This window comes from Chitinolyticbacter meiyuanensis (assembly GCF_008033135.1).
In the GTDB taxonomy this organism is placed as follows: Bacteria; Pseudomonadota; Gammaproteobacteria; order Burkholderiales; family Chitinibacteraceae; genus Chitinolyticbacter; species Chitinolyticbacter meiyuanensis.
This window is the reverse complement of record NZ_CP041335.1, coordinates 764955-790316: the sequence shown is the minus strand read 5'-3', so window position 1 is coordinate 790316 and position 25362 is coordinate 764955. Positions and strand designations below refer to the sequence as shown.

The 25362-nt window shown below is 65.3% G+C and carries 22 protein-coding genes; 7 read left to right on the top strand and 15 right to left on the bottom strand.

Annotation, left to right across the window (positions count from 1 at the left end; all coding sequences use genetic code 11):
• Positions 1 to 76 precede the first annotated feature (76 nt).
• The gene (locus FLM21_RS03730) at positions 77 to 1285 is read left to right on the top strand and encodes an MFS transporter (RefSeq protein ID WP_148714282.1); all 1209 of its coding nucleotides are present in this window, start codon (positions 77 to 79) and stop codon (positions 1283 to 1285) included.
• Here FLM21_RS03730 and FLM21_RS03725 read toward each other — a convergent pair whose 3' ends face one another.
• The 6 genes from FLM21_RS03725 to argA form a co-directional block, all read right to left on the bottom strand.
• Complete coding sequence (locus FLM21_RS03725; protein ID WP_148714281.1) at positions 1286 to 2173, bottom strand: tyrosine recombinase XerC; 888 nt, start codon at positions 2171 to 2173, stop codon at positions 1286 to 1288.
• A 7-nt stretch (positions 2174 to 2180) separates the two neighbouring features.
• Positions 2181 to 2876: a DUF484 family protein gene (locus FLM21_RS03720; protein ID WP_148714280.1), complete on the bottom strand. Its 696-nt coding sequence runs from the start codon at positions 2874 to 2876 to the stop codon at positions 2181 to 2183.
• A 10-nt stretch (positions 2877 to 2886) separates the two neighbouring features.
• Complete coding sequence (gene dapF, locus FLM21_RS03715) at positions 2887 to 3717, bottom strand: diaminopimelate epimerase (protein WP_148714279.1); 831 nt, start codon at positions 3715 to 3717, stop codon at positions 2887 to 2889.
• A gap of 70 nt (positions 3718 to 3787) precedes the next feature.
• A complete protein-coding gene (locus tag FLM21_RS03710) occupies positions 3788 to 4204 on the bottom strand; it encodes a CoA-binding protein (protein WP_148714278.1) in 417 nt (138 codons plus the stop codon).
• Positions 4205 to 4213: 9 nt separating this feature from the next.
• Positions 4214 to 7039, bottom strand: a complete 2826-nt coding sequence (locus FLM21_RS03705; protein ID WP_187360071.1) for an EAL domain-containing protein — start codon at positions 7037 to 7039, stop codon at positions 4214 to 4216.
• Positions 7040 to 7181: 142 nt separating this feature from the next.
• Positions 7182 to 8498: an amino-acid N-acetyltransferase gene (gene argA / locus FLM21_RS03700; RefSeq protein ID WP_148714276.1), complete on the bottom strand. Its 1317-nt coding sequence runs from the start codon at positions 8496 to 8498 to the stop codon at positions 7182 to 7184.
• Between the two features lie 125 nt (positions 8499 to 8623).
• Here argA and FLM21_RS03695 point away from each other — a divergent pair, with 125 nt between their 5' ends.
• On the top strand, positions 8624 to 9148 hold the full coding sequence (locus FLM21_RS03695) for an acyloxyacyl hydrolase (RefSeq protein ID WP_148714275.1): 525 nt from the start codon (positions 8624 to 8626) through the stop codon (positions 9146 to 9148).
• A 1-nt stretch (position 9149) separates the two neighbouring features.
• Here FLM21_RS03695 and galE read toward each other — a convergent pair whose 3' ends face one another.
• Genes galE through lptF form a run of 3 tightly spaced genes read right to left on the bottom strand, consistent with a single transcriptional unit; the run spans position 9150 to position 12330 of the window.
• Entirely contained in the window at positions 9150 to 10163 is a 1014-nt protein-coding gene (galE, locus tag FLM21_RS03690; RefSeq protein ID WP_148714274.1) for a UDP-glucose 4-epimerase GalE, read from the bottom strand.
• A 26-nt stretch (positions 10164 to 10189) separates the two neighbouring features.
• The gene (gene lptG, locus FLM21_RS03685; protein ID WP_148714273.1) at positions 10190 to 11269 is read right to left on the bottom strand and encodes an LPS export ABC transporter permease LptG; all 1080 of its coding nucleotides are present in this window, start codon (positions 11267 to 11269) and stop codon (positions 10190 to 10192) included.
• Positions 11269 to 12330: an LPS export ABC transporter permease LptF gene (lptF, locus tag FLM21_RS03680; protein WP_187360070.1), complete on the bottom strand. Its 1062-nt coding sequence runs from the start codon at positions 12328 to 12330 to the stop codon at positions 11269 to 11271. The genes lptG and lptF overlap by 1 nt, the downstream gene beginning before the upstream one ends.
• A 134-nt stretch (positions 12331 to 12464) precedes the next feature.
• On the opposite strand from lptF, the gene FLM21_RS03675 reads away from it, so the two are divergent.
• The 3 genes from FLM21_RS03675 to FLM21_RS20735 are packed head-to-tail and all read left to right on the top strand — an operon-like array spanning position 12465 to position 15689.
• Positions 12465 to 13952: a leucyl aminopeptidase gene (locus FLM21_RS03675; RefSeq protein WP_246120814.1), complete on the top strand. Its 1488-nt coding sequence runs from the start codon at positions 12465 to 12467 to the stop codon at positions 13950 to 13952.
• A 28-nt stretch (positions 13953 to 13980) separates the two neighbouring features.
• Entirely contained in the window at positions 13981 to 14430 is a 450-nt protein-coding gene (locus FLM21_RS03670) for a DNA polymerase III subunit chi (protein ID WP_148714270.1), read from the top strand.
• On the top strand, positions 14427 to 15689 hold the full coding sequence (locus FLM21_RS20735; protein WP_187360069.1) for a hypothetical protein: 1263 nt from the start codon (positions 14427 to 14429) through the stop codon (positions 15687 to 15689). Before FLM21_RS03670 ends, FLM21_RS20735 begins: the two co-directional genes overlap by 4 nt.
• 59 nt (positions 15690 to 15748) lie before the next feature.
• Here the strand turns inward: FLM21_RS20735 and FLM21_RS03660 are convergent, their stop codons facing one another.
• From FLM21_RS03660 to FLM21_RS03650, 3 genes are read right to left on the bottom strand one after another with little or no spacing between them, the layout of a single operon-like run.
• Complete coding sequence (locus tag FLM21_RS03660; RefSeq protein WP_148714269.1) at positions 15749 to 16039, bottom strand: hypothetical protein; 291 nt, start codon at positions 16037 to 16039, stop codon at positions 15749 to 15751.
• A gap of 14 nt (positions 16040 to 16053) precedes the next feature.
• Positions 16054 to 16422 (bottom strand): phage holin family protein, encoded by a 369-nt coding sequence (locus FLM21_RS03655; protein WP_148714268.1) that lies wholly within the window; start codon positions 16420 to 16422, stop codon positions 16054 to 16056.
• A 48-nt stretch (positions 16423 to 16470) separates the two neighbouring features.
• Entirely contained in the window at positions 16471 to 16782 is a 312-nt protein-coding gene (locus tag FLM21_RS03650) for an ElaB/YgaM/YqjD family protein (RefSeq protein ID WP_148714267.1), read from the bottom strand.
• 200 nt (positions 16783 to 16982) lie between these two features.
• On the opposite strand from FLM21_RS03650, the gene FLM21_RS03645 reads away from it, so the two are divergent.
• Together FLM21_RS03645 and FLM21_RS20730 are read left to right on the top strand one after the other, a co-directional pair.
• On the top strand, positions 16983 to 19805 hold the full coding sequence (locus FLM21_RS03645) for a valine--tRNA ligase (protein WP_148714266.1): 2823 nt from the start codon (positions 16983 to 16985) through the stop codon (positions 19803 to 19805).
• A 137-nt stretch (positions 19806 to 19942) separates the two neighbouring features.
• Positions 19943 to 21595: a methyl-accepting chemotaxis protein gene (locus FLM21_RS20730; protein ID WP_187360068.1), complete on the top strand. Its 1653-nt coding sequence runs from the start codon at positions 19943 to 19945 to the stop codon at positions 21593 to 21595.
• 66 nt (positions 21596 to 21661) lie between these two features.
• Here FLM21_RS20730 and FLM21_RS03635 read toward each other — a convergent pair whose 3' ends face one another.
• The 3 genes from FLM21_RS03635 to FLM21_RS03625 form a co-directional block, all read right to left on the bottom strand.
• Positions 21662 to 22591: a carbohydrate-binding protein gene (locus FLM21_RS03635; protein ID WP_148714265.1), complete on the bottom strand. Its 930-nt coding sequence runs from the start codon at positions 22589 to 22591 to the stop codon at positions 21662 to 21664.
• A gap of 173 nt (positions 22592 to 22764) precedes the next feature.
• Complete coding sequence (locus FLM21_RS03630) at positions 22765 to 23265, bottom strand: carbohydrate-binding protein (RefSeq protein ID WP_148714264.1); 501 nt, start codon at positions 23263 to 23265, stop codon at positions 22765 to 22767.
• A gap of 90 nt (positions 23266 to 23355) precedes the next feature.
• Positions 23356 to 25359: a hypothetical protein gene (locus FLM21_RS03625; RefSeq protein ID WP_148714263.1), complete on the bottom strand. Its 2004-nt coding sequence runs from the start codon at positions 25357 to 25359 to the stop codon at positions 23356 to 23358.
• Positions 25360 to 25362: the final 3 nt, after the last annotated feature.

Below are 25362 nucleotides of genomic sequence, written 5' to 3'. Positions count from 1 at the left end.
CTGCGCAAGATGCGGGAAGCGCCACCATGACGCTGCCGTTACACTGCAGTGTCCGTCGTCGTCCGCCTGCCCGTCCATGCCCGCACTGCCACTCGCCTTCACCCGCCTTGCCGCCTCCAACCTCGCTGCACAGAGCGCCCAGCAGATCGGCCTCGCTGCCGCACCGCTGATCGCGGTGCTGGCGCTGGGCACTGATGTCACCGGCACCGGGCTGCTGCAGCTGGCGCAGACGCTGCCCTTCCTGTTGCTGTCGATTCCACTGGGCGTGCTGGCCGACCGGGTGTCACGACGGCGGCTGATGGCGGCGGGCGAACTGGTGCGTGCCGCATGCAACATTGCCATCGTGGCGCTGGTGCTGCATGGCGGGCTCACGCTGTCAGTATTGGCGCTGCTCGCTTTCATCGGCACCGCCGGTGCCGTCGCTTACAGCGTAGCCACCCCGGCGCTGATCCCGGCACTGGTGGCACGCGAAGACCTGGCGCGCGCCAACGGCCGCATCGAGCTGGTACGCAGCCTGGCACTCACCGGTGGCCCCGCGCTGGCCGGATTGCTGGTCGGTGCGACCGGCGCGGCGCCCGCCTATGCGCTGGCCGCCACGCTGTCGCTGTGTGCCGCTGGTGCACTATGGCGGCTACCCGAAGCGCCACCGGCAAGCACCCGACGCAACTTCAGCCAGGAACTGCGCGAAGGCGCGGTGTTCGCCTTTACCCAACCGCTGCTGCGCCCCCTATTGATCACCTCGGTGATCTTCAACATCGGCTACTTCGCGCTGCAGACCGTCTACGTACCGTATGCCGCGCGCGTGCTCGGGCTGTCCGCCAGCGGCATCGGCGCCACGCTGGCCGCCTATGGCGCCGGCATGCTGCTATCCGCATTGCTGGTACCCGTGATCGGCCGGCGATTGGCCCCGGCGGTGCAATTGCTGGTGGGGCCAGCAGGCGGTGTGGTTGCGGCGCTGGCCATCCTCGCCACACTGCTGTGGCCGACGCCTTGGCTGGCAGGCGCGAGCTTCTTCTTCGTCGGCATCGGCTCGGTGCTGTGGACCATCGCCGGCACCACGCTACGGCAGGCGGTGACGCCACTGGCAATGCTCGGCCGGGTATCGGCGATCAACACCATGGCGACCTACGGCGCGCGGCCGCTGGGTGCGGCACTGGCGACCGGCGTGGGGGCCATCGGCGGGGAAATCGGCTGTCTGGTGGTGGCTGGGGTGCTGTTGATCGCCCAGGCAGGCTATCTTGCCGCCTCGCCGGTGGCGCGGCTCAAGGCGCTGCCTGGCAGCTGATCAATCGTCCTGGCGCTTGGCGCGCGGGTGGAACTGGTCGTAGGCCTGCGCTAGCGCCATGTAGTCGAGATGGGTGTAGACCTGGGTGGTCGACAGGTTGGCATGGCCCAGCAGCTCTTGCACCGCGCGCAGGTCGTGGCTGCTTTGCAGCAGGTGCGTGGCGCAACTATGGCGCAGCTTGTGCGGATAAAGCCGCTCGGCGATGCCGAGCCGCTCGCGCCAGGTACGAAGCCGGCCCTCGATCGCACCGATGGAAAGCGGCTGCCCGGTCTTCCCGACGAACACCGTCAACACATCGCCACGCGCCAGTTGCGGGCGGATCAGCAGCCAGCGCCGCAGCGCCTCCACGGCGACGCTGCCCACCGGCACGATGCGGGTCTTGTTGCCCTTGCCGGTCACGCGGGCAAGGCCATGGTCGAGATCGAGCTCGGTCAGCGTCAGGTTGGCCAGCTCCGAAACGCGCAGGCCCGACGAATACGCCAATTCGAATATCGCCTTGTCGCGACAGGACAACGGCTCGTCATCCGGCATGCCGTCGAGCAAGGCGCTGACAGCGTCGACCGTCATTGCCGACGGCAGCCGCTGCGCGCGCTTGGGCGGGCGGATGCCGGCAAGCGGGCTGGCCGTCCAGCCCAGGTCGCGCTGCATGATCTTGTAGAAGGTACGCCAAGCGGACAGCACCCGGGCGATGCTGACCGGCGACAAGCCGCCGGAGCGCATCTGCCGCACGAAACCGCGCACCTCGGTCGGCGTCAGCGCATCGAGCGGTTTGTCCTTGGCATAGCGCACCAGCCGGGCCACGTCGTCGCCATAGGCCTTGCGGGTGTGGTGGGACGCCGTGTGTTCGCCCGCGAGGTAGCGGGCGAAGTGGGCCAGTGCGTCATCCATGGCAAGCTCAGTCGCCGACCTCGGCCGGCAGTTCCTCGACCTCGACCCGTGCCGTGGTCGGCGCCAGCCGCAGCACCGTGGCCGAGACGATGTCGGACAACCGCTGCAGATACAGCGTGCCCATGTCCGGGTAGAAGCGGTTTTCGTCCTCGCTCGCCAGCACCAGCACGCCGAACGGCTCTTCGCCGGTGCGCAATGCAAACTGGGCGAACGACTTGAGCGCAGGGCCGGCATCGTCGAACCAGGCCAGCACCTCGTCGGTGACATAGGGGCCGCAATACGGCGAAACCAGGTTCTGCGCCAGCTTGACCACGCCCTCGCCCACCGGCTCGAACTCGCGCAGCCCCGAATCGGACGGCAGCCACAGCCGGATCGCGACATGCGGCACGTGGAAGCGCTCGCGCAGGTGGTATTCCAATGTGCCGATCACGCCGGGCAGATCTTCGGCCTGGATCAGGTCGACGGTGAGCTTGTGCAGCCGCTCCGAGATCACGTCGTTGTCCTCGCCGAACTGCAGCAGCTCGGTGAGCCGGCCTTCCAGCGCGCGGTTCTTGTCGCGCAGCGTCAACAGCTGGCGTTCGGCCAGCGAAACGGCCTGGCCACGGTGCGAATGCGGCACGTAGATATCGGCCACTTCATCCGCGTAATCGTCGAAGAACGCCGGATTCTGTTTCAGCCAGCCCAGGATGTCCTCTGCCTGCATGGTGTTTCCCTCAGATCTGGATATGGCCTTGAAAGACGGTGACGGCGGGCCCGGTCATCAGCACCGGCGCATCGCTGCCCTGCCAGCGGATGGTGAGATCGCCACCACGGGTGTGCACGCGCACGGTATCGCCCAGCAAACCGCGACGGATGCCCGCCACCACGGCGGCGCAAGCACCAGTGCCGCAGGCCAGCGTTTCGCCGGCGCCGCGCTCGTATACGCGCAGCCGGATCTCGTCGCGGCCGACGATCTGCATGAAGCCGGCGTTCACCTTGCGCGGAAAGCGCGCGTGCCGCTCGATCAGCGGACCAAGTGTCTGCACCAGCTCGGTGTCGACATCGTCGACCACCTGCACTGCATGCGGATTGCCCATCGACACCACGGTGATGTCGACACTGCGGCCACCCACCTCGAGCGGATGGATGACGGCATCGGCATCGGCCACGAACGGCACCTCGGCCGGCAGCAGCGCCGGCGGACCCATGTCGACCGTCACCTCCCCGTTCGCCTCAAGCTTGGGATAGATCACGCCGCGCGCCGTCTCGACGGCGATTTCGGTCTTGGTGGTCAGGCCCTGGTCGTGGACAAAGCGCGCAAAACAGCGCGCGCCATTGCCGCACTGCTCGACCTCCTCGCCGCTGGAATTGAAGATGCGATAGCGGAAATCGTGTGCCAGATCGGCCGGTGGCTCAACCAGCAGCAACTGGTCGAAACCGATGCCAAAGTGGCGATCGCCGAGCCGCTGCACGGTTTCGGTATCGAGGCTGAGGGTTTGGCGCACGCCGTCGAGCACGATGAAATCGTTGCCCAGGCCCTGCATCTTGGTAAAGCTCAGGTTCATTGCACTCTCTGTGGATCGCTTCGGCTACAAGGCTAAACGCCTGTCGCCGTCGCGACAAGCCGGCGGCGCCTCACAGCATCAGCCGCAGGTACTCGATCTTGATGCAGCGATCCATCACCACGGTCAGGCCAGCGGCAACCGCACGCTGGGCAGCCGCTTCATTGACGATGCCAAGCTGGATCCACACCGCCGGCAGCTTGAGCCGGATCGCCTCGTCGACCACCGCATCAATCTCCTCGGCGCGGCGGAACACGTTTACCAGATCGACGCTGTCCGGCACGTCGGCGAGCTGGTCATAGGCCGGCTCGCCCAGCACCTCGGTCACATGCGGGCGCACCGGCACGATGCCGTAGCCGGCGCGCTGCATGAACTGCGACACCCCGAAGCTCGGCCTCGCCTCGTTCGGCGACAGACCGACCACGGCAATGCGCTTCACCCGCTTGAGCAGCGCGCGGATCTCGTCGTCACTGGGATTCTGGAATGCCATGCTTGCTCCTCAGGCTTCGGCCCCGGCCGCCAGCAGGCCAGGGTGGTCACGATGCGGCTTGTCGAGGTAATAGCCCTGCACCAGATCGACGCCGAATTCGACCAGCATGTTGTAGATGGTCTCGTTCTCGACGAATTCGGCAATGGTGGTCTTGTCCATCGCATGCGCCATGTCCACCATGCCACGCACGAACACCTGGCTGTCGCGGTCATTGGGCAGGTCGCGCACGAAGAAGCCGTCGATCTTCAGGATGTCGGCCTTCAGCTGCTTCAGGTAGGCAAACGAGGCGAAGCCATTGCCGAAATCGTCGAGACAGACAGTGCAGCCGGTGGCGCGCAACGCATCGATGAAGCGCTGCGCATCGGAAAGATCGGACACTGCCGCCGTTTCGGTCAACTCGACCAGCAATCGCCGCGGATCGACACGATGCAGGATCAGCAACCGATTGATGAATTCGGGCAGCTCCGGCTCGTCGAACGACCGGCCGGAGACATTGATGGCGATCGACACCTCGGGGCGCAGCGCCAACAACTCGATGGTGCGCTTGATCACCCAGCGATCGATGTCGACGATCTTGCCGGTCTTCTCGGCGTGCGGGATGAAGTGCCCCGGCATCACCAGGCTGCCCGGGTTCTGCACGTCCTTCATCCGCAGCAGCGCTTCCAGGTGCACCAGCTCGCGGGTCTTGGCATCGTAGATACCCTGGAAGTGCAGCTCGAAGCCATCGGTTTCCAGTGCCTCGACGATGCGGTCCTTCCACGACAGCCGGGTGAGGGCGCTGCGCGACAGGTCGGCATCGGGGCGGTACAACCGCCAGGTCGACTTGCCGGCGGACTTGGCCTGGTACATCGCCGAATCGGCGTGCGCCACCAGTTCGGCGGCGTTGTTGGCATGCTGCGGGAACATGGCAACGCCCACCGACGACGACGGCCGCAGCACATGGCCGTCGATGTTGAACTGGATCTGCGACACGCTGGCGACGATGCGCTCGGCGAGTTTGCCGACCTCGAACTCAGTACAGTCCGGCACCAGGATGGCGAACTCGTCGCCGCCCAGCCGCGACAGCACCTCGTGCCGGCGCACTTGGCCGCCGATCTCGCGGGCGATGGCCTTGAGCAGCTCGTCGCCGATGCCGTGGCCGAAGGTGTCGTTGACGTGCTTGAACTCGTCGAGATCGAAGAACAGCAGCGCCATCGACGCTTGGCGGCGGTCCGCCTCGGACACCATGCGCTCCAGCTCCTGCTGGAAGCGGTGGCGGTTGTAGAGCCCGGTCAGCGCATCGCGCTCGGCCAGGTTGATCATGCGCTCGGCAAGGATGCGCTCCTGCGTCACGTCTTCGTACACCCACATCCGGCCACGATCGCTGCCGCCGCCGACGCGATAGCACTGCTGTGTCAGTACCCGGCCGTCGTTCATCGTCAGTTCGCCGTAGTCGACGCGCTCGTCGGCCAGCGCCGATTCCTGCAGGTAGTGCGCCACGATGTCGCCGATGGCCGGGCGGTTCTCGGCATGCTGCAGCACCTGGCCGATCGGCTTGTCGATGATCGACACCGATAACGGAATGGCCCATAGCGCGCAGAACGCCGGGTTGTGGAAGATCACCCGGTTGTCGTGGTCGACGAACAGCACGCCGAAGCGCATCGCCGACAACAGCGCATTGAGACGCGCGCGCTCGGCCTCGGCACGCTGCAGGTAGCTCTGGCCCAGCGCCTGGATCTGCCGCAGCTCGATCACCGCCTTCCTCAACGCCAGCCGGTCGTCCTTCAGCTCGGAGTTGTCGCGGATCGATGCACGCAGGCCCAGGTAGACACCGTTGCTGTCGTAGATCGGCTGCCATGAGGCCGACGCCCAGAACAGGCTGCCGTCGCGCCGCACCGCGCGGAATTCGAAATCCTGCACCGACGAGCGCTCCAGCAGCGCACGGTCGAACGCCTCGGTCAGCCGCATCCGCTCCTCGGGGCTGGCCAGCGACAGCGGAAAATCGCCCAGGCGCATGCACTCGGCCACCGCATAGCCGGACAAACGCGTGACCGAGGCATTCACCCACACCAGCTTGCCTTCCGGGTCCAGCCACAATTCGGTCGAATAGGTGTAGTCGGCGATGGCGTGGAATTTTTCCTCGTTGTGCCGCATCGCCTCGATGCGCTCGCGGATCGAGCTCGCCATCTCATTGAAGCGCCGGGTGAGCTGTGCCACCTCGTCACTGCCCACAGGTTCAGGCAGCGCAGCGTAGTCGCCGGTGGCCGCCGCCTCGGCCGCGCCGATCAACTGGTACAGCCGCCGGGTCAGCCAGACGCCGAGCCCTGCCATCAGCAGCACCGAGACGACGATGCCGGCGATGATGGTGGTGGCGTTCTGCAGCGTCAGCCGGTCGATGGCCTCGCGCATGATGCCGGTGGTGATGCCGAAATGCAGTTCACCCAATGTTTCGCCACCGTACTGCACCGGCATCCGGGCATGGATCATCGGCGGAATGTCGCGCAGCCCCGTCAGCGGGGTAGGCGACGGCAGCGTCTGCGCGATGTCCCAGCCACGGCTGGCGACCACGTTGCGCCGGTTGTCGTACAACACCAGGTAGTCGATGCCCTCGGGGGCGCGCAGCGTGTCGATCAGCTCGGCGGCCTTGGCGAAATCGTTGTTGGCAAGCGGCCCGGACAGCGCGGCATTGAGCAGCCGGCCAAGTTCCTCGACGCGCGAGGCGGTGGACAGCGCAGTGGTCTCGGACCAGATGCGCGAGGTGTTGAACAACAGAAAGGCGAGGATCGTGCATTGCACCAGCACGCTGGCGACGATCAGCCGGGTACGCAGGGAAGCGGGCACGGGGATGAGACGCATCGGGTCTGGCTCGCCACCTGGGCAGCGGCACGGCCTCCTCTTGTAATCGGTGTGGTCCTGCAATCGGCCGCGCGGCATGTTGCGCCGGCGCCACCGGCACCGCTCGCCGACCTCGCGTGCGCGGCGCCCTCTCCTGTGGCGGTCAACGCCTCAGCGTCTTGATGAACACCTTGGAACGCCGTTGGTAATTGTATAGCTGCTTTTTCTCGATCGGCAGTTCGTCGACCGAGCCTTGCACGAAACCACGTTCGACGAACCAGTGGCTGGTACGCGTGGTCAGGGCGAACAACTGGGCCATCCCCAGTGTACGCGCCTGTTGCTCCACGTGGCGCAACAGCGTGGCGCCGCGGTCGGCATCCCGATAATCCGGGTCGATCACGAGACAGGCGAGCTCGGCCATGCGACTTTCCGGAAACGGATGGATGGCGACGCAGCCGATGATCTTGCCATCGTGCTCCAGCACCGAATAGCGATAGATCTCGCGCTCGATCAGCTCGCGGCCGCGCTTGACCAGCACGCCCTGGTCCTCCAGCGGCTCGATCAAGGCAAGCAGGCCGCCGACATCGTCAATGGTGGCCTGGCGCAAGGTCTCGAGTGATTCGCGCGAGATCATGGTGCCGATCCCGTCGCGGGTGAACAGCTCCATCAGCAATCCGCCGTCGACATGGTGGCTGACCAGGTGCGCCCGCAGCACACCTTGGCGCACCGCCCGGATCGCGCACGGCAGGTAGAGCCGGATGTCCTCGGGCTGCTTGTCGCAGCGCGCCAGCAACTGCTCGGCCTCCAGCGCAGTGAGCTCGGTGAGCATCTCGCCCTCCGGGCTGAACACGCCGTCGTGCTCGGACAGGAACAGCAGCTTGTCGGCCTTGAGTGCGATCGCCGCGCTGGTGGCCACATCCTCCAGCGGCAGGTTGAACACCTCGCCGGTCGGTGAGTAGCCCAGCGTCGACAACAAGACCATCTCGCCGTCGTCGAGCCGGTAGTTGATGGCCGTGGTGTCGACCTTGCGCACCTCGCCGGTGTACATCAAGTCGATGCCGTCGCGCACCCCCATGGGCTGCGCAGTGATGAAATTGCCGGCCGAGACGCGGATATCGGCGTTGGCCATCGGCGAATTGGCGAGCCCCATCGACAACAGCGATTCGATCTCGACCCGCACCTGGCCGACCGCCTGGATCACGCACTCCAGCGTTTCGGCGTCAGTGACGCGCAAACCCTTGTGGTAGCGCACGTCGAGCCCGCGTTCGCCCATGCGGGTCTCGATCTGCGGCCGTGCGCCGTGCACCACGACCAGACGCACACCAAGACTAGTCAGCAGGTTGATGTCATGGGTCAGCGTGACGAAGCGTCCATCGCGCACCACCTCGCCACCGAGCGCGATCACGAAGGTGCGGCCGCGAAAGGCGTGGATGTAGGGTGCAGCCTGGCGGAACCACTGGACGATTTCGTCTGTTTGCATCGATGCGATCCATGTATGCGCCGTCCGGCGCCCCGTAAGCATACCTGCAGACCCGGCGCCTTTGAATCATCGCCGGAGTGGCTAGCATGAGTTCATGACAAGAAGATAAACCCAGGAGCAGCGTCATGAAGTGTCGCGGACTGGGATGGATCGCGTGGCTGGCGCTCGCCCAGCCCGGCCACGCCGAAGACCTGCTGCAGCTCAACCTCGGCGCCTCGATCCGGCACGACGGCAAGGATGGCGGCGAGCTGCAGCAACTGGCCTGGCGCCGCAGCTGGCAGCCCGAATGGCTGCCCAGCAAGCGACTCAGCCTGCAGCTCGACCTGTCACTGTCGCATTGGCAGCTCGACGGACACAGCAACTGGGTGCCCGCCATCACGCCGGTGCTGCGCTACACGCTGGCCGACGACTGGGCCTGCCAGCCCTATGCCGAGTATGGCCTGGGCGCCAGCCTGCTATCCGACCTGCAGGTGACCGAAAAACGCCGCTTCAGCACCTATTTTCAGTTCGTGAACCGACTGGCGCTGGGCTGCCGTCTCGATGGCCGGCACGAGCTCGCGCTCGAGGCCATGCACTATTCCAACGCCTATATCGATACGCCGAATCCCGGCATCGAGTTCGTCACGCTGCGCTACGGCTACGTGTTCTGATTCAGTCGCCGTAGCCGTTCGGGTTGCCGCTCTGCCAGCGCCAGCTGTCGGCACACATGGCAGCAAGGTCCTTCTCGGCACGCCAGCCGAGGAAATCGGCGGCGTGCGCCGGCTCGGCGTAGCAGCTCGCCACGTCACCCGGACGCCGGTCGACGATGCGGTACGGCACCGGCCGGCCACTGGCCACCTCGAAGGCCTTGACCATGTCGAGCACCGAATAGCCGTGGCCGGTGCCCAGGTTGACGGCGAAGCAGCCAGGCCGGGTCACCAGCTTTTCCAGCGCCTTCACATGGCCACGGGCGAGGTCGACCACGTGGATGTAGTCGCGCACGCCGGTGCCATCGGGCGTCGGGTAGTCACCACCGAACACCGACAACTCAGCGCGCTTGCCGACCGCGACCTGGGCCACGAAGGGCAGCAGGTTGTTGGGAATGCCCTGCGGGTCCTCGCCGATCAGGCCGCTGTCGTGCGCGCCGACCGGGTTGAAGTAACGCAGGATCGCGAGATCCCAGCCGCTGTCGCTGCGATAGAGGTCACGCAGCATATCCTCGATCATCAGCTTGGAGCGGCCGTAGGGGTTGGTTGCCGACAGCGGGAAATCCTCGCGGATCGGCACCGAGGCCGGATCGCCATAAACGGTGGCCGACGACGAGAACACCAGCTGCTTCACGTCCGCCGCGCTCATCGCCTCCAGCAGGCGCACGGTACCGACGAAGTTGTTGTCGTAATACGCGACCGGCTTGGCCACCGATTCGCCCACGGCCTTGAGCCCGGCGAAATGCACCACGGCCTGGAAGCGGTACTCGCGGAACACTGCATCGAGCGCCGCGCGATCACGGATGTCGCCGTGCACGAAGGCCACCGGCTTGCCGGTGATGGTCGCCAGGCGCGCCAGCACCTCGGGCTTGCTGTTGCTGTAGTTGTCGAAGATCACCGGCGTGAAGCCGGCGGCGACGAGTTCGACGTAGGTATGCGAGCCGATATAGCCGGCGCCGCCGGTAAGCAGGATATGCACTGCGGACTCCAGATGCGGATTGAGGGTCAGCGGCGTTCTTGCCGCCAAAGCAGCACGACGGCAAGCACCATGAACAGCAGCGTCGGGATCGACACGACCAACGGCGCCGGCCACTGGTTGAGCTGGCCAAGGAACACCACCACCCGGTTGAGGAAGTGGAAGGCGAGCCCCGCCAGGATGCCGATGAACAGCTGCGTGCCCACGTTAGCCGAGCGACGTTGCCCCTGTGCGAACGGCAGCGCGATCACCATCATTGACAGGCAGGCAAGCGGGTAGAACAACTTGCCCCACAGCGCCAACTGGTAGCGACTGGTGTCCTGCTTGTTGCGTTCGAGGTGATCGATGTAGCTGTAGAGCGCCTGCGCCGACATCTGATCGGGCGACACCAGCAACACCGCCAGCATTTCCGGCGTGATCGAGGTCTTCCATTCGATGCTGCTCGGGGTGACGACGTCGACCGCCTGCAGGTCCTTGCCAAACCGCGTTTCGCGCGCCGTTTCCAGTCGCCAGCGGCCATTGTCCTGATAGCGCCCCATCTGGCCTTCCACGATGCGGTTCAGCGCCAGCTTGTCGCCGAACTCGTAGATGCGCACACCGAGGATGGTGAGGTCGGGCAGCATCTCGCCGATGTTGACGATCTGGCGCTCGTCCTTCACCCAGACACCGGAGCGGAACTCGCCGACCAGCATCTTCTTTGTCGCCGACAAGCGGTGCTGATTGGCCCAGCGTTCGGCCTGCGGTACCACGAATTCGCCCAGCGCCACCGTCGCCGCAGAGTAGACGGCACCAGTCAGCAGCAGCCACACCAGCAGGCGGCGCACCGATACGCCGGCCGCGCGCATCACCGTGAGTTCCGAATGGCCGGACAGGCTCGCCAGCGCGAAGATCGCGCCGATCAGCACCGCAATCGGCATCAGCTCGTAGGCATTGCCCGGCGCGCGCAGCAACACGAAGATCACCGCATCGACCAGCCGGTAGCCTTCCTTGCCCACATCCGACAATTCGGCAATCAGGTCGAAAAAGGTGTAGAGCCCGAGCAGACCCGCCAGCGTGAACAGCACGAAGACGGTGAGCTCCTTGAAGAAATAGCGAGCGAGCAGGCTCATCAACGCGCCCTCACCCGGCCACGCCAACGGAACAGCCAGACCGTGAGCAGCGCAGCGGCGCCATGCAGCGGCCACATGCCCAGCCACACCGGTATCTTGCCGGTGGCGATCCACACCTGGAACAGGTTGATGCAGTTGTAATAGAAGAAGTAGAGGAAGGCAGCGAACAACAGGTTGAACGCCCGCCCGCCACGCGGGTTGAAGAACGCCAGCGGCAGCGCGGCCAGCGTGAGGATCAGCGCCGAGATCGGCAGCGCCAGCCGCCAGGCGAGCTCTGCCTGGTGCTCCAGCTCGCTGCTGCCCCACAGGTCATGGCTTTGCGTCGCCCGCGTCGAGGTGCTGCTGGCTGTGCGCTCGTTCGACTCCACCAAGAGGTTGGCCTTTTTGAAGTTGAGCACCTCGAATTCCTGCGTGCCCGGCTTGCCCGAATAGGCCCGGCCGTCCGCCAGCCACAGCCAGCGCTCACCATCGGCGCCGAGCGTCAGCCCGCCGCGTTCGGCGAGGATGACCGAGATCTTGTCGTCGCGCTTCAGTTGCACGAACACGTTGCTGCCCGAAGCGTTGTCGCCGAAGTTTTCAACGAAGTAGACGCGGTCCGAGCCTCGCGATTCGCGGAACACGCCCGGCGCAACCTGGGTCACCTCCTGGCGGGCCAGCGATTCGCGGCGGAATTCGTCGCCTTCCTTCATCGCCCACGGCGAGACGAACAGCGCCAGCCCGGCGATCAGGAGCACGATGGGAATGGCGAATTCGAGGATGGGCGCGATGAAACTCTTGATCGAGCGGCCGCTGGCAAACCAGATCACCATCTCGTTGTCGCGCCACAGCCGCATCATCACCGACAGCACGGCAGCGAACAGCATCAGCGAGAACAACACCGGCAGGTAGCGGATCGAGGTGAAGCCCATCATGGCCCAGACTGCGCCGGACGACAGCGCGCCGATCGCCGCCTGGCCCAGGAAGCGCACGATCTGCGTCGTCATCACCAGGAGCAGCATCACGGTAAACACCGCGAGCGCCACCCAGGACATCTCGTGGATCAGGCTTTTGCGAAAGAGCATGCGTTTTTGACTTGCGCGGGGGGCTGGGAAATAATCGGGCGAACCTTGTAAGTCATCGTCAGGCAGCCGTGGCGGCACACCCGCACGGCCTTGCCGTGCCATCGATGACACCGCTCAGCACCAGGAGATTCGCCGTGGAATTTAGCATAAATAGCCTCGCCCCCGAAAAAGCCACCGGCGACAGCCTGGTCCTGACCGTGAGTGGCAACGCCCTGCCGGGGGCCTACGCCAAGCTCGACGCAGCCATCGGTGGCACCATCTCCTCACTGCTCGCTGCCGGCGAGCTCGCCGCGAAGGCCGGTTCGGTGGCAAGCAGCCATGCCACGCTGGCCGGCCGGCTCGTGCGGCTGATCATCGTGCAGCTCGGTGAATCGATCGACGCCGCGGCCGTGCGGCAGGCAGCGAGCGGCGCAGCGCGCGCGCTGCTGGCCGCCAAGGGCAGCAGCGCCGACATCGCCGCGGCGCTGCCCAAGGGTGTAGCCGCCGACGAACTCGCCGCCGCCTTCGCTCAGGCTCTGGTGTTCGAAAGCTATCGCTTCGACGATTTCAAATCCTCGCCCGAACCGCGTTCGGCACTCGCCCGCGTGAATTTTTCCACCGGCAAGAAAGCCGATGCCGCCGCACTGGAAGCCGGTGTCGCCCGTGGTCAGGCGCTTGGCCAGGGCATGAACCTGACACGCCAGCTCGGCAACCTGCCCGGCAACGTCTGCACCCCGACCTTCCTCGCCGAGGAAGCGGTACGGCTCGGCAAGTCGCACAAGCTGAAGGTGCAGGTACTGGACCAGCCCGAGCTCGAAGCGCTGGGCATGGGCTCCTTCTTGTCGGTGGCCAAGGGTTCGGTCGAGCCGCCCAAGCTGATCGTGCTCGAATACAAGGGTGGCAAGAAAGGCGCCAAGCCCATCGCCTTGGTCGGCAAGGGCATCACCTTCGACTCGGGCGGCATCTCGCTCAAGCCGGGCGAAGGCATGGACGAGATGAAGTACGACATGTGCGGTGCCGCCACCGTGCTCGGCACGCTGCAGGCTGCAGCCGCGCTGGCGCTGCCGATCAACATCGTCGGCATCATCCCCACGTGCGAGAACATGCCGGCCGGCAACGCCAACAAGCCGGGCGACATCGTCAAGAGCATGGCGGGCCTCACCATCGAGGTGCTGAACACTGACGCCGAAGGCCGGCTGATCCTGTGCGATGCGCTGACCTACGCCGCACGCTTCGAACCGGAAACGGTGATCGACATCGCCACGCTGACCGGTGCCTGCATCATCGCGCTCGGCCACGTTGCCACCGGGCTCTACGCCAACGATGAAGCACTGGCCGCCGAACTGCTGGCGTCCGCCGACGACACCGGCGACAAGGCCTGGCGCCTGCCGCTGTGGGACGACTACCAGGAACAGCTCAAATCCAACTTCGCCGACATGGGCAATATCGGCGGTCGCCCCGCCGGCTCGGTCACCGCCGCCTGCTTCCTCGCCCGCTTCACCAAGGACTACCGCTGGGCCCACCTCGATATCGCAGGTACCGCCTGGAAGAGCGGCGCGGCCAAGGGCGCCACCGGCCGCCCGGTGCCGCTGCTGCTGGATTTCCTGACCCGTCGCGCCGCTGTGAAGAAGGGCAAGCAGTGAGCGTGACACGACGCGGATTCGCCCACGCATGAGCGCCGTGGTCACCTTCTATTTCAATGTGAAGAGCCGCGAGCAGGCGCTCTGCCAGCTGATCGGCAAGGCGCTGGCGCAACGGATCGAGATCAACGTGCTGGCGCGTGACGCCAATGGCAGCGCCGCACTGGACCGATTGTTGTGGGAAATCCCGCAAACGGGTTTCCTGCCGCATTGTGCCGCCGACGACGCGCTCGCCGCCCGCACCCCCATCGTGGTCGATCATCGCGACGACCTGATGCAGCCGCGCGCCGCACTGTTCAACTGGACCGATGCGCCACCGCCTGAAGCGCTGCGCCAGGGGCGGATCTTCGAGATCGTCGACCGCGACGATGCCAACCGCAACCGCGCCCGCGAGCGTTGGCGCGCCTATGCCGCGCTGGGCATCACGCCCAGTGCCATCGACATGCTGGACCTTGCCGCAGCGCGAAGCGAGACGCCATGAGCGAAGAAGAAAGCGTCAGCCCGCTGTTCAACAAGATGGATGCGCTGATGGCGCGCCACCGCGGTGGCAACCGCCCCGGCAACGACGACGACATCCCCGTGCTGACCGACGCGCTGGACGACATCCCGGTACTGACCGAGGCGGTCGATGACATCCCGGTACTCGAGGATGTGATCGACGAGCCGGTGCAGGCCGTAACCGCAGCCCCCGCGATTGCCGAACCGGCGCCGCAGCCGGCCGGCGAATCCGAGGCGTTGCTGTTCGATCCGGACGAATTTCATCGCCCGCCACCAGTACTGCCGACCACAGCCGCGCCGGCCCAGGCGCCGCAGCCGCCACGCGCGCCCGCAGTGGAGGAAATTTTCCTCGACCTGCCGCTGCTCGATCTTGATGCCCTCGTCACCGAGGCGCCGCCGTTCGGCAGCAGCGAAACCGTCATGCCCAGCGGTACGACCACGTCGACCGCTTCATCATCCGGGCTGCGCTGGGAGGAGGAAGAGAGCTTCCTGCTGCCCGCACCAGCGAGTGCCCGTCAGCCCGAACAGCCGCCGCCCGCGCCGACCGCAACGTTGCGTTTCGACGAGGTGGAACATGCGGCACCACCACGCCGGCTCGATCTGGAGCTGGAGCCGGCGCAGCCTGACGAAGCCGTCGAAGCCGTCGAAGCCGTCGAAGCCGTCGAAGCCGTCGAAGCCGTCGAAGCCGTCGAAGCCGTCGAAGCCGTCAGCATTGTCGCGCCGGACTCCGATTTGTCCAGCGTGCTGGCCGAATTCAACCGCCGGGCGGAGGCACAGCAGCCGGCCGACGACGAACTGCATATCGCGCTCGGCAATGATCCGCATATCGAGCTGCATCTCGACGCCCATGTCGATGAAGCGGCACACAGCAATGAGATCGAGCCCGCCATAGTCAACACGCTTGGGGACGCCTCGATCGAGCCCGAGCCGCTGGCGATCGAGCCGGACGCGCTGCCGGAGCAGCCGGCGCCGGAGCCGACACTGCCTCCGCCACCGCCCAAGCTCGACGAAGCCGCGGTGGCCGAACTCACCGCCGGCGTGGCAGCACATCTGGCGGTGGATATCGCGATGGAGGTCGACCGGCTGTCACGCCAGCATTTCAAGACGCTGATGAGTGCGCTCTACACCGAGGCGGCCACCACCCTCGCCACCCAGATCAGCCACGAGCTCGAAGCGAAGTTCGCACCGCGCGTGGCGGAGCTCGTCAACAACGAGCTGCGGCGTCAGGGCCTGATCGACTAGGTAGCAAAACAAACAGCCCACCGGATGGTGGGCTGTTTGCATGGCGCTGCTGATGCGGCTCAGTCCGCCTTGGCGCGACGGCGGCGCAGGAACTGCTGGAATAAGCGCGCAATCTTCCACGCACCCATCGCCAACGGCAGCAGCCGCGATACCTGGGCGAACTTGCCGCTGGCCAGCAGGCCGGACAGCATGCCCATCCAGTCGCCCGGCTGCTGGATCAGCCGCAACAGCCAGCTGCCGTGCTGAGCTGCAACGAAGGGCTGGCGTAGATCGGACAGCGATGCGGACAACTCCAGCCTGTGCATCTCGGCCTCCAGCCGCAGCAGCTGCTTGCGAGCATCCCGGCTCATACGGGTTTCCCGGCTCATAGCAGGCGCTCCCGATCACGCCGCAGCTCTTCCAGCGTAGCGGCAAACGGCTGCGGGCCACGAGCCACGCCGCGCCATGCCAGCCAGAGGCAGATGCCACCGCAGAGCAGGAACACGGCACCAAAGATCGCCAGCATCGCAATGCGAGACGTGTGCGGCAGGTAGAGCACCAGCGCCCAGGCAAAGGAGACGAGGCACAGCAGCAGCAGGCCGGCGCCAAACACGCCAAGGATCAGCGTGCGCAACACGCGCTCGCGCGCCTCCTCCAGCTCGATGCTGAAGATGCCGAGATGCGCATGCAGCAAACCGACGATGGCTGCGGCCAGCCGGTGCAGCGGGCGCGGTGACGAAGTGGAATCGGACATCGTTTCCCAGGAAGGCAGTGGGCGACGGCATGCCGTCGCCCTGGCGATTTAACGGCGCGAGACCAACAGGCCCAACAGAAAACCCACGCCGGCGGCGACGCCGATCGAGGTCCATGGGTGCTCGTGCACATACTCATCCGTCGCCTTGGCGGCAACGCGCGCCTTCTCCGCCACCAATTGCTCGGTTTCGATCAGCTTGGTCTTGGCGGCAGACAGATTGGCGGAAATCTTCTCGCGCAGCGCCTGCGCTTCTGCGCCACCGGCCTGCGCCACGTCTTTGAGCATGACTTCGGTGTCGGCAATCACGTTGCGCAAGTCGCCCAAGAGGACGTCCTGATCGGCTTTCAGCTTTTCGCTCATGGCAATGCTCCTTGGATGGATGGCGTGAGGACTTTCATTATCTTGGTCCCAAACTGAATAAAACCATAGGAAAAACGACAAACACGCGTAGGAACCCGCCGACAAGTCCATACCCAATGCCCACAACGGCGTGCGCCGGACCGGCAGACGCCGCTTGCCGGTATAATTCGCGGTTTCCCTTGATTCTGCCTCCGTTGCCCATGAGCACCGCACTCGACCAACTCGCCAAGAGCTTTGAACCTGCCGCCATCGAGGCGAACTGGTACCCGCGCTGGGAAGGCGCGAACTACTTCAGCCCCAGCATGGATCTGTCGGCACCGTCGTTCGCCATCCAGCTGCCGCCGCCCAACGTGACCGGCACGCTGCACATGGGCCACGCCTTCAACCAGACCATCATGGATGGCCTGACGCGCTACCACCGGATGCGCGGCGACAACACGCTGTGGCTGCCGGGCACCGATCATGCCGGCATCGCCACGCAGATCGTCGTCGAGCGTCAGCTCGACGCGCAGGGCATCAGCCGCCATGACCTGGGCCGCCCGGCCTTTATCGAGAAAGTGTGGGACTGGAAAAAGCAATCGGGCGACACCATCACCGGCCAGATGCGCCGCATGGGCGCCTCGGTCGATTGGGGCCGCGAATACTTCACGATGGACGACAAGATGTCGGGCAGCGTGACCGAAGTATTCGTGCGCCTGTTCGAACAGGGCCTGATCTATCGTGGCAAGCGGCTGGTGAACTGGGATCCGGTGCTCGGCACCGCCGTCTCGGACCTCGAAGTGGTCAGCGAGGAAGAAGATGGCCACATGTGGCATATCAAGTATCCAGTGGTGGGGAGCGATGAGTTCGTCATCGTTGCCACCACCCGCCCGGAAACGCTGCTGGGCGACGTCGCCGTGGCGATCAACCCAGGTGATGAGCGCTATCAGCACCTGCTGGGCAAGCAGCTCGAGCTGCCGCTCACCGGCCGCACCGTCCCGGTGATCGCCGACGACTACGTCGACAAGGAATTCGGCACCGGCTTCGTCAAGATCACGCCGGCGCACGACTTCAACGACTATCAGGTCGGCAAGCGCCACGACACCCGCCTCGTCAACGTGATGAGCCTCACCGCCACCATCCTGCCGCAGGCGCAGGTGTTCGGTTTCGACGGCAGCGCTCACGATTCGATCGCCCTGCCCGCCGCCTACGCCGGTCTCTCCACGCGCGATGCGCGCAAGGCCATCCTGGCGGATCTGGAAGCAGCGGGCCTGTTGCTGGAGACCAAGAAACACAAGCTGATGGTGCCGCGTGGCGACCGCACCGGCACCGTGATCGAGCCCATGCTGACCGACCAGTGGTTCGTGGCGATGAGCAAGCCGGACGAGGCCACCGGCAAGAGCATCACCCAGAAGGCGCTGGAAGTGGTGCAGAACGGCGAAGTGCAGTTCGTACCGGGCGACTGGGTGAACACCTATTACGCCTGGCTCAACAACATCCAGGACTGGTGCATCAGTCGTCAGCTGTGGTGGGGCCACCAGATCCCGGCCTGGTACGACGACGAAGGCCGCTGCTACGTGGCGCGCACCGAGGCCGAGGCGCTGGCGCAATCCGGCGGCAAGGCGCTGCGCCGTGACGACGATGTGCTCGATACCTGGTTCAGCTCGGCGCTGGTGCCGTTCTCCAGCCTGGGCTGGCCCAACGCCACCAACGAACTGAAGGCCTTCCTGCCCTCCAGCGTGCTGGTCACCGGCTACGACATCATCTTCTTCTGGGTGGCCCGGATGATCATGATGACCACGCACTTCACCGGTCAGGTGCCGTTCAAGCACGTCTACGTGCATGGGCTGGTGCGCGACGGCGAAGGCAAGAAGATGAGCAAGTCCGAGGGCAACGTGCTCGATCCGGTCGACCTGATCGACGGCATCGCGCTGGCGCCACTGCTGGAAAAGCGCACCTCTGGCCTGCGCCGCCCGGAAAAGGCACCGCAGGTGGCCAAGAAGACCGAGAAGGAATTTCCGGAAGGCATTCCAGCCTATGGCGTCGACGCGTTGCGCTTCACCTTTGCCTCGCTGGCCTCGCTGGGCCGCTCGATCAACTTCGACCAGAAGCGCTGCGAGGGCTATCGCAATTTCTGCAACAAGCTGTGGAACGCCACCCGCTTCGTGCTGATGAATGTCGAGGACAAGGATTGCGGCCTCGCGGCCGGTGCCGAACTCGACTACGGCTTCGCCGATCGCTGGATCATCAGCCGGCTGCAGGAAGCCGAGCAGGCCGTCACGCTGGCGCTCGACACCTTCCGCTTCGACCTGGCCGCGCAGGCGATCTACGAGTTCGTCTGGAACGAATACTGCGACTGGTATATCGAGCTCGCCAAGGTGTCGGTGCAGACCGGCAATGAGGCGCAGCAGCGCGCCACCCGCCGCACGCTGATCCGCGTGCTGGAAGTGATCCTGCGCCTCACCCACCCCATCATGCCCTTCATCACCGAGGAGCTGTGGCAGGTGGTGGCGCCGCTCGCCGGCAAGAAGGACAGCGACTCCATCATGGTGGCCGCCTGGCCGCTCGCCGACGAGGGCAAGCTCGACGCCGCGTCGAGCTCGGTGGTCGACGAGCTGAAGGCGCTGGCCTTTGCTGCGCGCAACCTGCGGGCCGAGATGGGCCTGGCGCCGTCGCAGAAGGTACCACTGTATGTCGAGGGCGGTGCTGAGCTGGCGCGCTTTGCCGAGTACCTGAAATCGCTGGCCAAGCTGTCCGAAGTGCATGTGGTCGCGACGCTGCCGGACGACGACGCCCCGGTGGCCGTGGCCGGCAGCACACGGCTGATGCTCAAGGTCGAAGTCGACCGCGAGGCGGAGGCCGCGCGGCTGGCGCGCGAAATTGCCAAGACCGAGGATGGCCTTGGCAAGATGGTCGCCAAGCTGGAAAAGCCGGGTTACATCGACAAAGCACCGGCCCATCTGGTGGAGAAGGACAAGGCGCTCGTGGCCGAGCTCTCGACCAAGCTCGCGCAACTGAAGGCGCAGCTCGCCAAGCTCGGCTGAGCCTGACAAGGGCGCCGTGCAATGCGGCGCCCTATGCCCGCAAGCTGGGCAAATTGCTTGCATTCACCTTGATTGGTGCTTGAAGCGGGCTGACTCCCATTCGTAAACTGGGAGCTCCCGTTGCACGGAAGTCCCCCTTGAACGCCCCTACCCTCGCCACCCAGCAAGGCTCGCTGTTCCGCCGCATCCTGTTCTGGATCATCGCGGTCGAGATCATCGTTATCGCCGGCTTTGCCGCCAACAGCTATTTCGACAAGGTGCGTGACGTACGCGCCGAGATCGATGGCCGGCTGCGCGCCGCGGCCCATGCCGTGCCCTACATCATCGCCAGCGACTATCCGGCACGCGCCAAGGATGCCCAGGCCATCGGAGCCGATGAATACAAGGCGCTGGTGCTGCGCCTTGGCGGCTACGCCGAACAGGTGGGTCTCGCCTACACCTATCTGCTCAAGGTCGAGGACGGCAAGGTGATCTACATCGCCGACGGCGCTCCGCACGCCGAGGTCGAGGCCGGCGACTATGCCAAGTACTACGAGCACTACAACGATGCCGACCCGGCGACGCTGGAAGCCTGGCGCAGCGGCAACGTGCAGTTCGCCGAGTACGAGGACAAGTTCGGGCGCTTCCGCTCGATCTTCATGCCGATGAAGACCAGCAACGGCACGCCCTACCTGATCGGCGTAGACATCACGCTCGATCATGTGACGAAGGCGCTGCAGCGCACGCTGCTGAAGATGCTGCTGATCGCAGCGGTGTGCCTCGCCCTCGGCGTGGCGCTCGCCGTGGTGGCGGCCCGGCGGTTGGCGGCACGGATCCAGCAGATGGCACGCGACATCGACGCCGTGGCCGACGCCCGCGACCTGACCCGGCCAGTGGCCGTGCTCGGCAGCGACGAAATCGCGCGCATCGCCGAGAAGCTGAACCGGTTGTTGGCCATGGTGCGCGAGGTGTTCACCACCACACGCGGCAGCGCCAACGAGACGGCGACCATGGCCCAGCAGTTCGTCGGCCTGGCGCAGGAGCTGCGCAACGAAGTGGGCCAGGGCGTGCGCCAGATCGGCGAGATCGGTGGCGAGGTCAGCCATATCCGCGACGCCGCCGCCGAAGCGGCACATCTTGCCGCAGCGGTGCGTAGCGGCGTTTCGTCCGCAGCCGCCAAGCTCAGCAACGCACGGGGCGAGCTCGATCAGATGGTGCGCGCGGTGAACGACAGTGCCGATGCCAGCCAGGCCATTGCCAGCGAGTTGCAGCAGCTCACGCGCGAAGCCGAGCAGATCACCCATATCCTCGATGCGATCAAGGGCATTTCAGACCAGATCAACCTGCTGGCGCTCAACGCCGCCATCGAAGCGGCACGCGCCGGCGAAGCCGGGCGCGGCTTTGCCGTGGTGGCCGACGAAGTGCGCAAGCTCGCCAGCCAGACCGACACGGCACTCGCCGATTCGCAACGCGCGGTGACCGGTATCGTCGGCGCGATCGAGACCACCAGCAGCCGCATGGCCGCTACCGCGCGCCAGGCCCAGCAACTGGTGGCCAGCGCCGACGGCGCATTGGCGGCGATCGGCGACAGCGTAGGTGCCATGCAGGCTGCCGAACGCCACGTCGGCGCCAGTGCGGCACAGACCCAGGCGATCGAGAACGCGGTCAACCACATCGGCAACGAGGTGGATACGCTCAAGCAATCGTTCGCCGTCAGCGCCCGCGACGCCGACGACATCTATGCAGCGGCGGCCGAGCTCGGTCGCAAGTCCGATGCCTTGCGCGGCGAGCTCGATCGGTTCAGGAGCTGAGCCACTGCATTGCCCCATACAACAACAGCGCCTTGAGGCGCTGTTGTTGCTGATACCAAGCTCGGCCTACTTGTTGAATGGCCGGCAGATTTCGTCAGCCGAGCACAGCCATGGAAACTGCACCCCACCGACCACATTCATCGGCGGTTTGCCGACGATATCGTCCCAGATGCCCTGATAGGTATAGGCCGCGACCTGCTTGTATGGCGTTGAAACCCATGGCTCGGTACGAGGCTGAAAGCCTGTGATCTTGAGCGTCGTCACCACCTGCTGGGGGTCGACCACATTCTGGATCATGTAGACACCAGCACGGAAGAATTCCATCCGATACCCACCTTCCGGCCGCATGCAGCTCTTCTCGAACAGCCGTGCATTCGCCCAGACCGCGTTCATCGCCTCAAGGCTATCGTTCCGCACGAACTGCCACACGCCGTTTTCATTGCCGGGCGTATCGCCCTGCGTCCACCAGCGCGCCTGGTAGATCTTGCCCTGATGGCGCACTTGCTGGCCCGCGAGAAAGGTCTGCGTATTGCTCCACTGCGGGATGCTGGTGCTGCCGGCAAGCAACTCCCAAGCGCCCCAGCCACCCGACTGCGGTGTTTCATTCTGGGTCCACCAGCGTGCGCGGTATGCGCCACCCTGGTAGCGCACGGTCTGCCCTGCGGTATACGCCTGGCCTGCTTGCCACTCGGGCGAGTTGGGCTGCGTGGGCGTAGGGGTTGCTGGTGGAATCGGTGTCGGCGTCGACACGGGGATCGGCAGTGGCCAGCCAACCGGGGACGGCGTCGGTGGCGTCACGGGCGCTGTAGACACCGGCGTCACCGGATGTAGCACCAACGCCGTATTGGTGGTTTGGCATGACCATGTGGCATCCCCTCCCGGTGCCGATGGCAGGACCGGCGTGGGATAGGGAGGTGTTGGCGTGGGCGTGGTCGCCAAGGCCATCGGGCCGATCAGGGCTGTGACGAGCAACCCTAAGAGCTTCGTTGTTTTCATCTCTGCTTCCATCCTGTGTTTGTGTACGCCATGACGAATGCATGGCTGGACCATCGTAATACAAACACTGAAAGCAAAACCGACCACTGGTATCGGATTTCTGGTGGAACTTTCGTCAATAAAAGAGCCGCCTGATAAAGGCGGCTCTGGATTGAAACCGTGCGGGATGGCGCTCAGGGAATGCGCACTTTCAACCACACATCCGGCGCACGGTCCGGGCGCCAGTTCACGGATACGCTGGAACCGACATCGCGCCGGGCCTGGTAGGCATAGCCGTCGTACCACACCCATTCACCGCGATGGTAACCACGGTCGTGGCCCCAGCCTGCGGGCCGCCAATGCGGGTCGCGGCGCCATGGTTTGTCCTCGCGATAGCCGGGATCACCCGGGTAACCGCTGGGACCGCGCCATTGCCCCGTGTCGTGGCCGCGTCCGTCGTAGTAGCGGCGATCGCGGTGGCCGCGCGCCGGCTCCCACAACGAATGTGCGGCTTCGGGGGTCCAGCCGGCGCCGCGCCAGGCGGTGTGGCTCTGAACCACGCGCCATTGCTGGCCACGGTACTCGACGACTTCGCCAGCGCGATAGTCGCGGCCTTCACGCCAGTGTGGGGATGCATGGGCCTGGGCCGCGAGCATGGCACCGGCAAGCGTCAGTGCAGTGATGATGGTCTTCATGGAGCTCCTCCTTGGTTTGCCTCCTGTGCACCATCAATGCATGGAGGGCACGCCGGGTTGACCGAGTCTGCCCGGCGTGTGAAGCAGCTCTCACTGCACAGCAAAGATCAGCGTGTGGTCCTTCTCGTGGGCAAACACCAGCGGGAACACCCGCGCCATCAGCATCTCGTTCACCGTGTACTCGCGGTTGTTGCGCACGGCATCGTCGATCACGATGTAGCGGATGCCTGCCTGCTGGGCGAGGCCACGCATTTCGTACGGGTTGGGCGTGCCATAGATGCGCTTCATGATCTGTACACGCGTATCGGTGTCATAGCCAGCGGACCAGGCGTAGTACGGCCAGCCGTAGTAGATCGGCCGTCCGGCGAACTGCACCGGATGCAGCGTGGCCCAGTCGGTAAGGAACACGTCGCCCGGCTTGCTGTGCTGCCGCACCCAGAGGGTGACCGGGTCATCCATGCGGAACTGCACGCTGCCCTGATTCATGTTGTAGAGCGTGCGTAGGTCGACAAAGCCGGTAATGGTCATGAACAACGTGAACACCACGGCCAGGATGCGCTGGGTGACGAGACCACTGCGCCACAGGCCGACCACCAGCACGGCGACCACGATGTTCGCGAGCAGCGTCGCGATCATGATGAACTTGTGGTTGGCATTGATATCGGTGGTCAGGGACACCGTCAGCGCGAACACGATGGGCACGAAGAACGCCAGCGTCAGGCCGCGCGTATTACGCCCGGCCGGCAAGGCGCCCAGCCAGCCGAGGATGAACAACGGCACAAACAGGCCCATCAGCTCGATCACGAACCAGATTACGCCAGCGACGGTCTTCTGATCGGCGAGGAAGCCGAAGAACAGCGTGGGCGACACCGCCGAAGCCCCGGCGCCGATGAACCAGCGCGACTGCAGCGTGGCCAGCAGCACCGCCAGCACGGCAATGATGGCGTACTCCAGCCGGCCACGGCTGAACAGCGTCATCACCGCCAGGATCAAGAGCGCGGTGATCACCACCGCGCCGTTCCAGAAGCCGATCAGCCCCAGCAGCACGCCGAGCGCCACGGCGCGGCGCCAATCCTGCGGCCACCAGCCGCCGAACGAGATCACCGTGCGCCACCAATGCACCAGCCGCGCCTTCACACCGGTCTGCTCACTGGCCGCGGACTGGATCAGCGGCAGCAGCGCCATCAGGATCAACAGCATGATGCCGATCGAGAAGGCGAAGTGGCGCTGGTTGGCGTAGACATTCTGCGCCCACAGCCCCCAATGCTCGTTCTGCGTCTTGCCGATGTGCAGCGACACATTCCACAGCGCCTGCCACAGGTCACCACCCAGGTGGTCCTTGGCAAAGGTGAAGAAAGCAAAGGACGAGCGGAAGATGAAGAAGGCGCCGGTCAGCACACCGACCGCGCGCGAGCCGGTGATCGCCACCGCCAGCGCATAGAGCAGCAAGAACACCGCCACCAGCGACAGGATGCTCGGCAGGTTGAACGCCCAGTCGAGCGGCAGCCCCAGCTTTTCCAGCGTGGCAACCAGGAACTGGAACAGGAAGTGGTAGCGGATGTTGCCTTCGGGAAAATGCGGGTACTGCGGCGGGAAATTGTCGCCCCACGAGAACGAGCGGATCACCGCCAGGTGCGGGCCGAAATCAGACCAGACGGTGTTGCCGATCAGCAGCACGCCATCCTTGATCATCAGCGTGTGCCAGGCAATGAAGCTTGCCAGCAGCAGCGCCACCAGCAGGTAGGCACCCTCCACGCCCAACAGCTTGCGCCACCAGCCGGCCTCGGGCTTGAACGCGGCCGGCCGCTGCAGGCCGTTGAACCACATCAACATGGCTGTGGCCACGATGGCGAGGCCCAACACCGCCCACGGCTGCATGGCGCCCAGCCAGTTGCAAAACACGAAGGTGGTCCAGTTCATCAGCAGCGTGCCGACGAGCCACGCTGCAGGCCAGCGGATCACCCACAACGGCAGCGGGATGGCCGTGCCAAAGAGGCTGGTGCGTTCAGGCACCTGCAGCACCCATGGCAGCAGGCGCGGCAGCAGCTGCCAGCCCAAGGCGAATGCGACGATCAGATAGAGCAGACCCAGCACGAT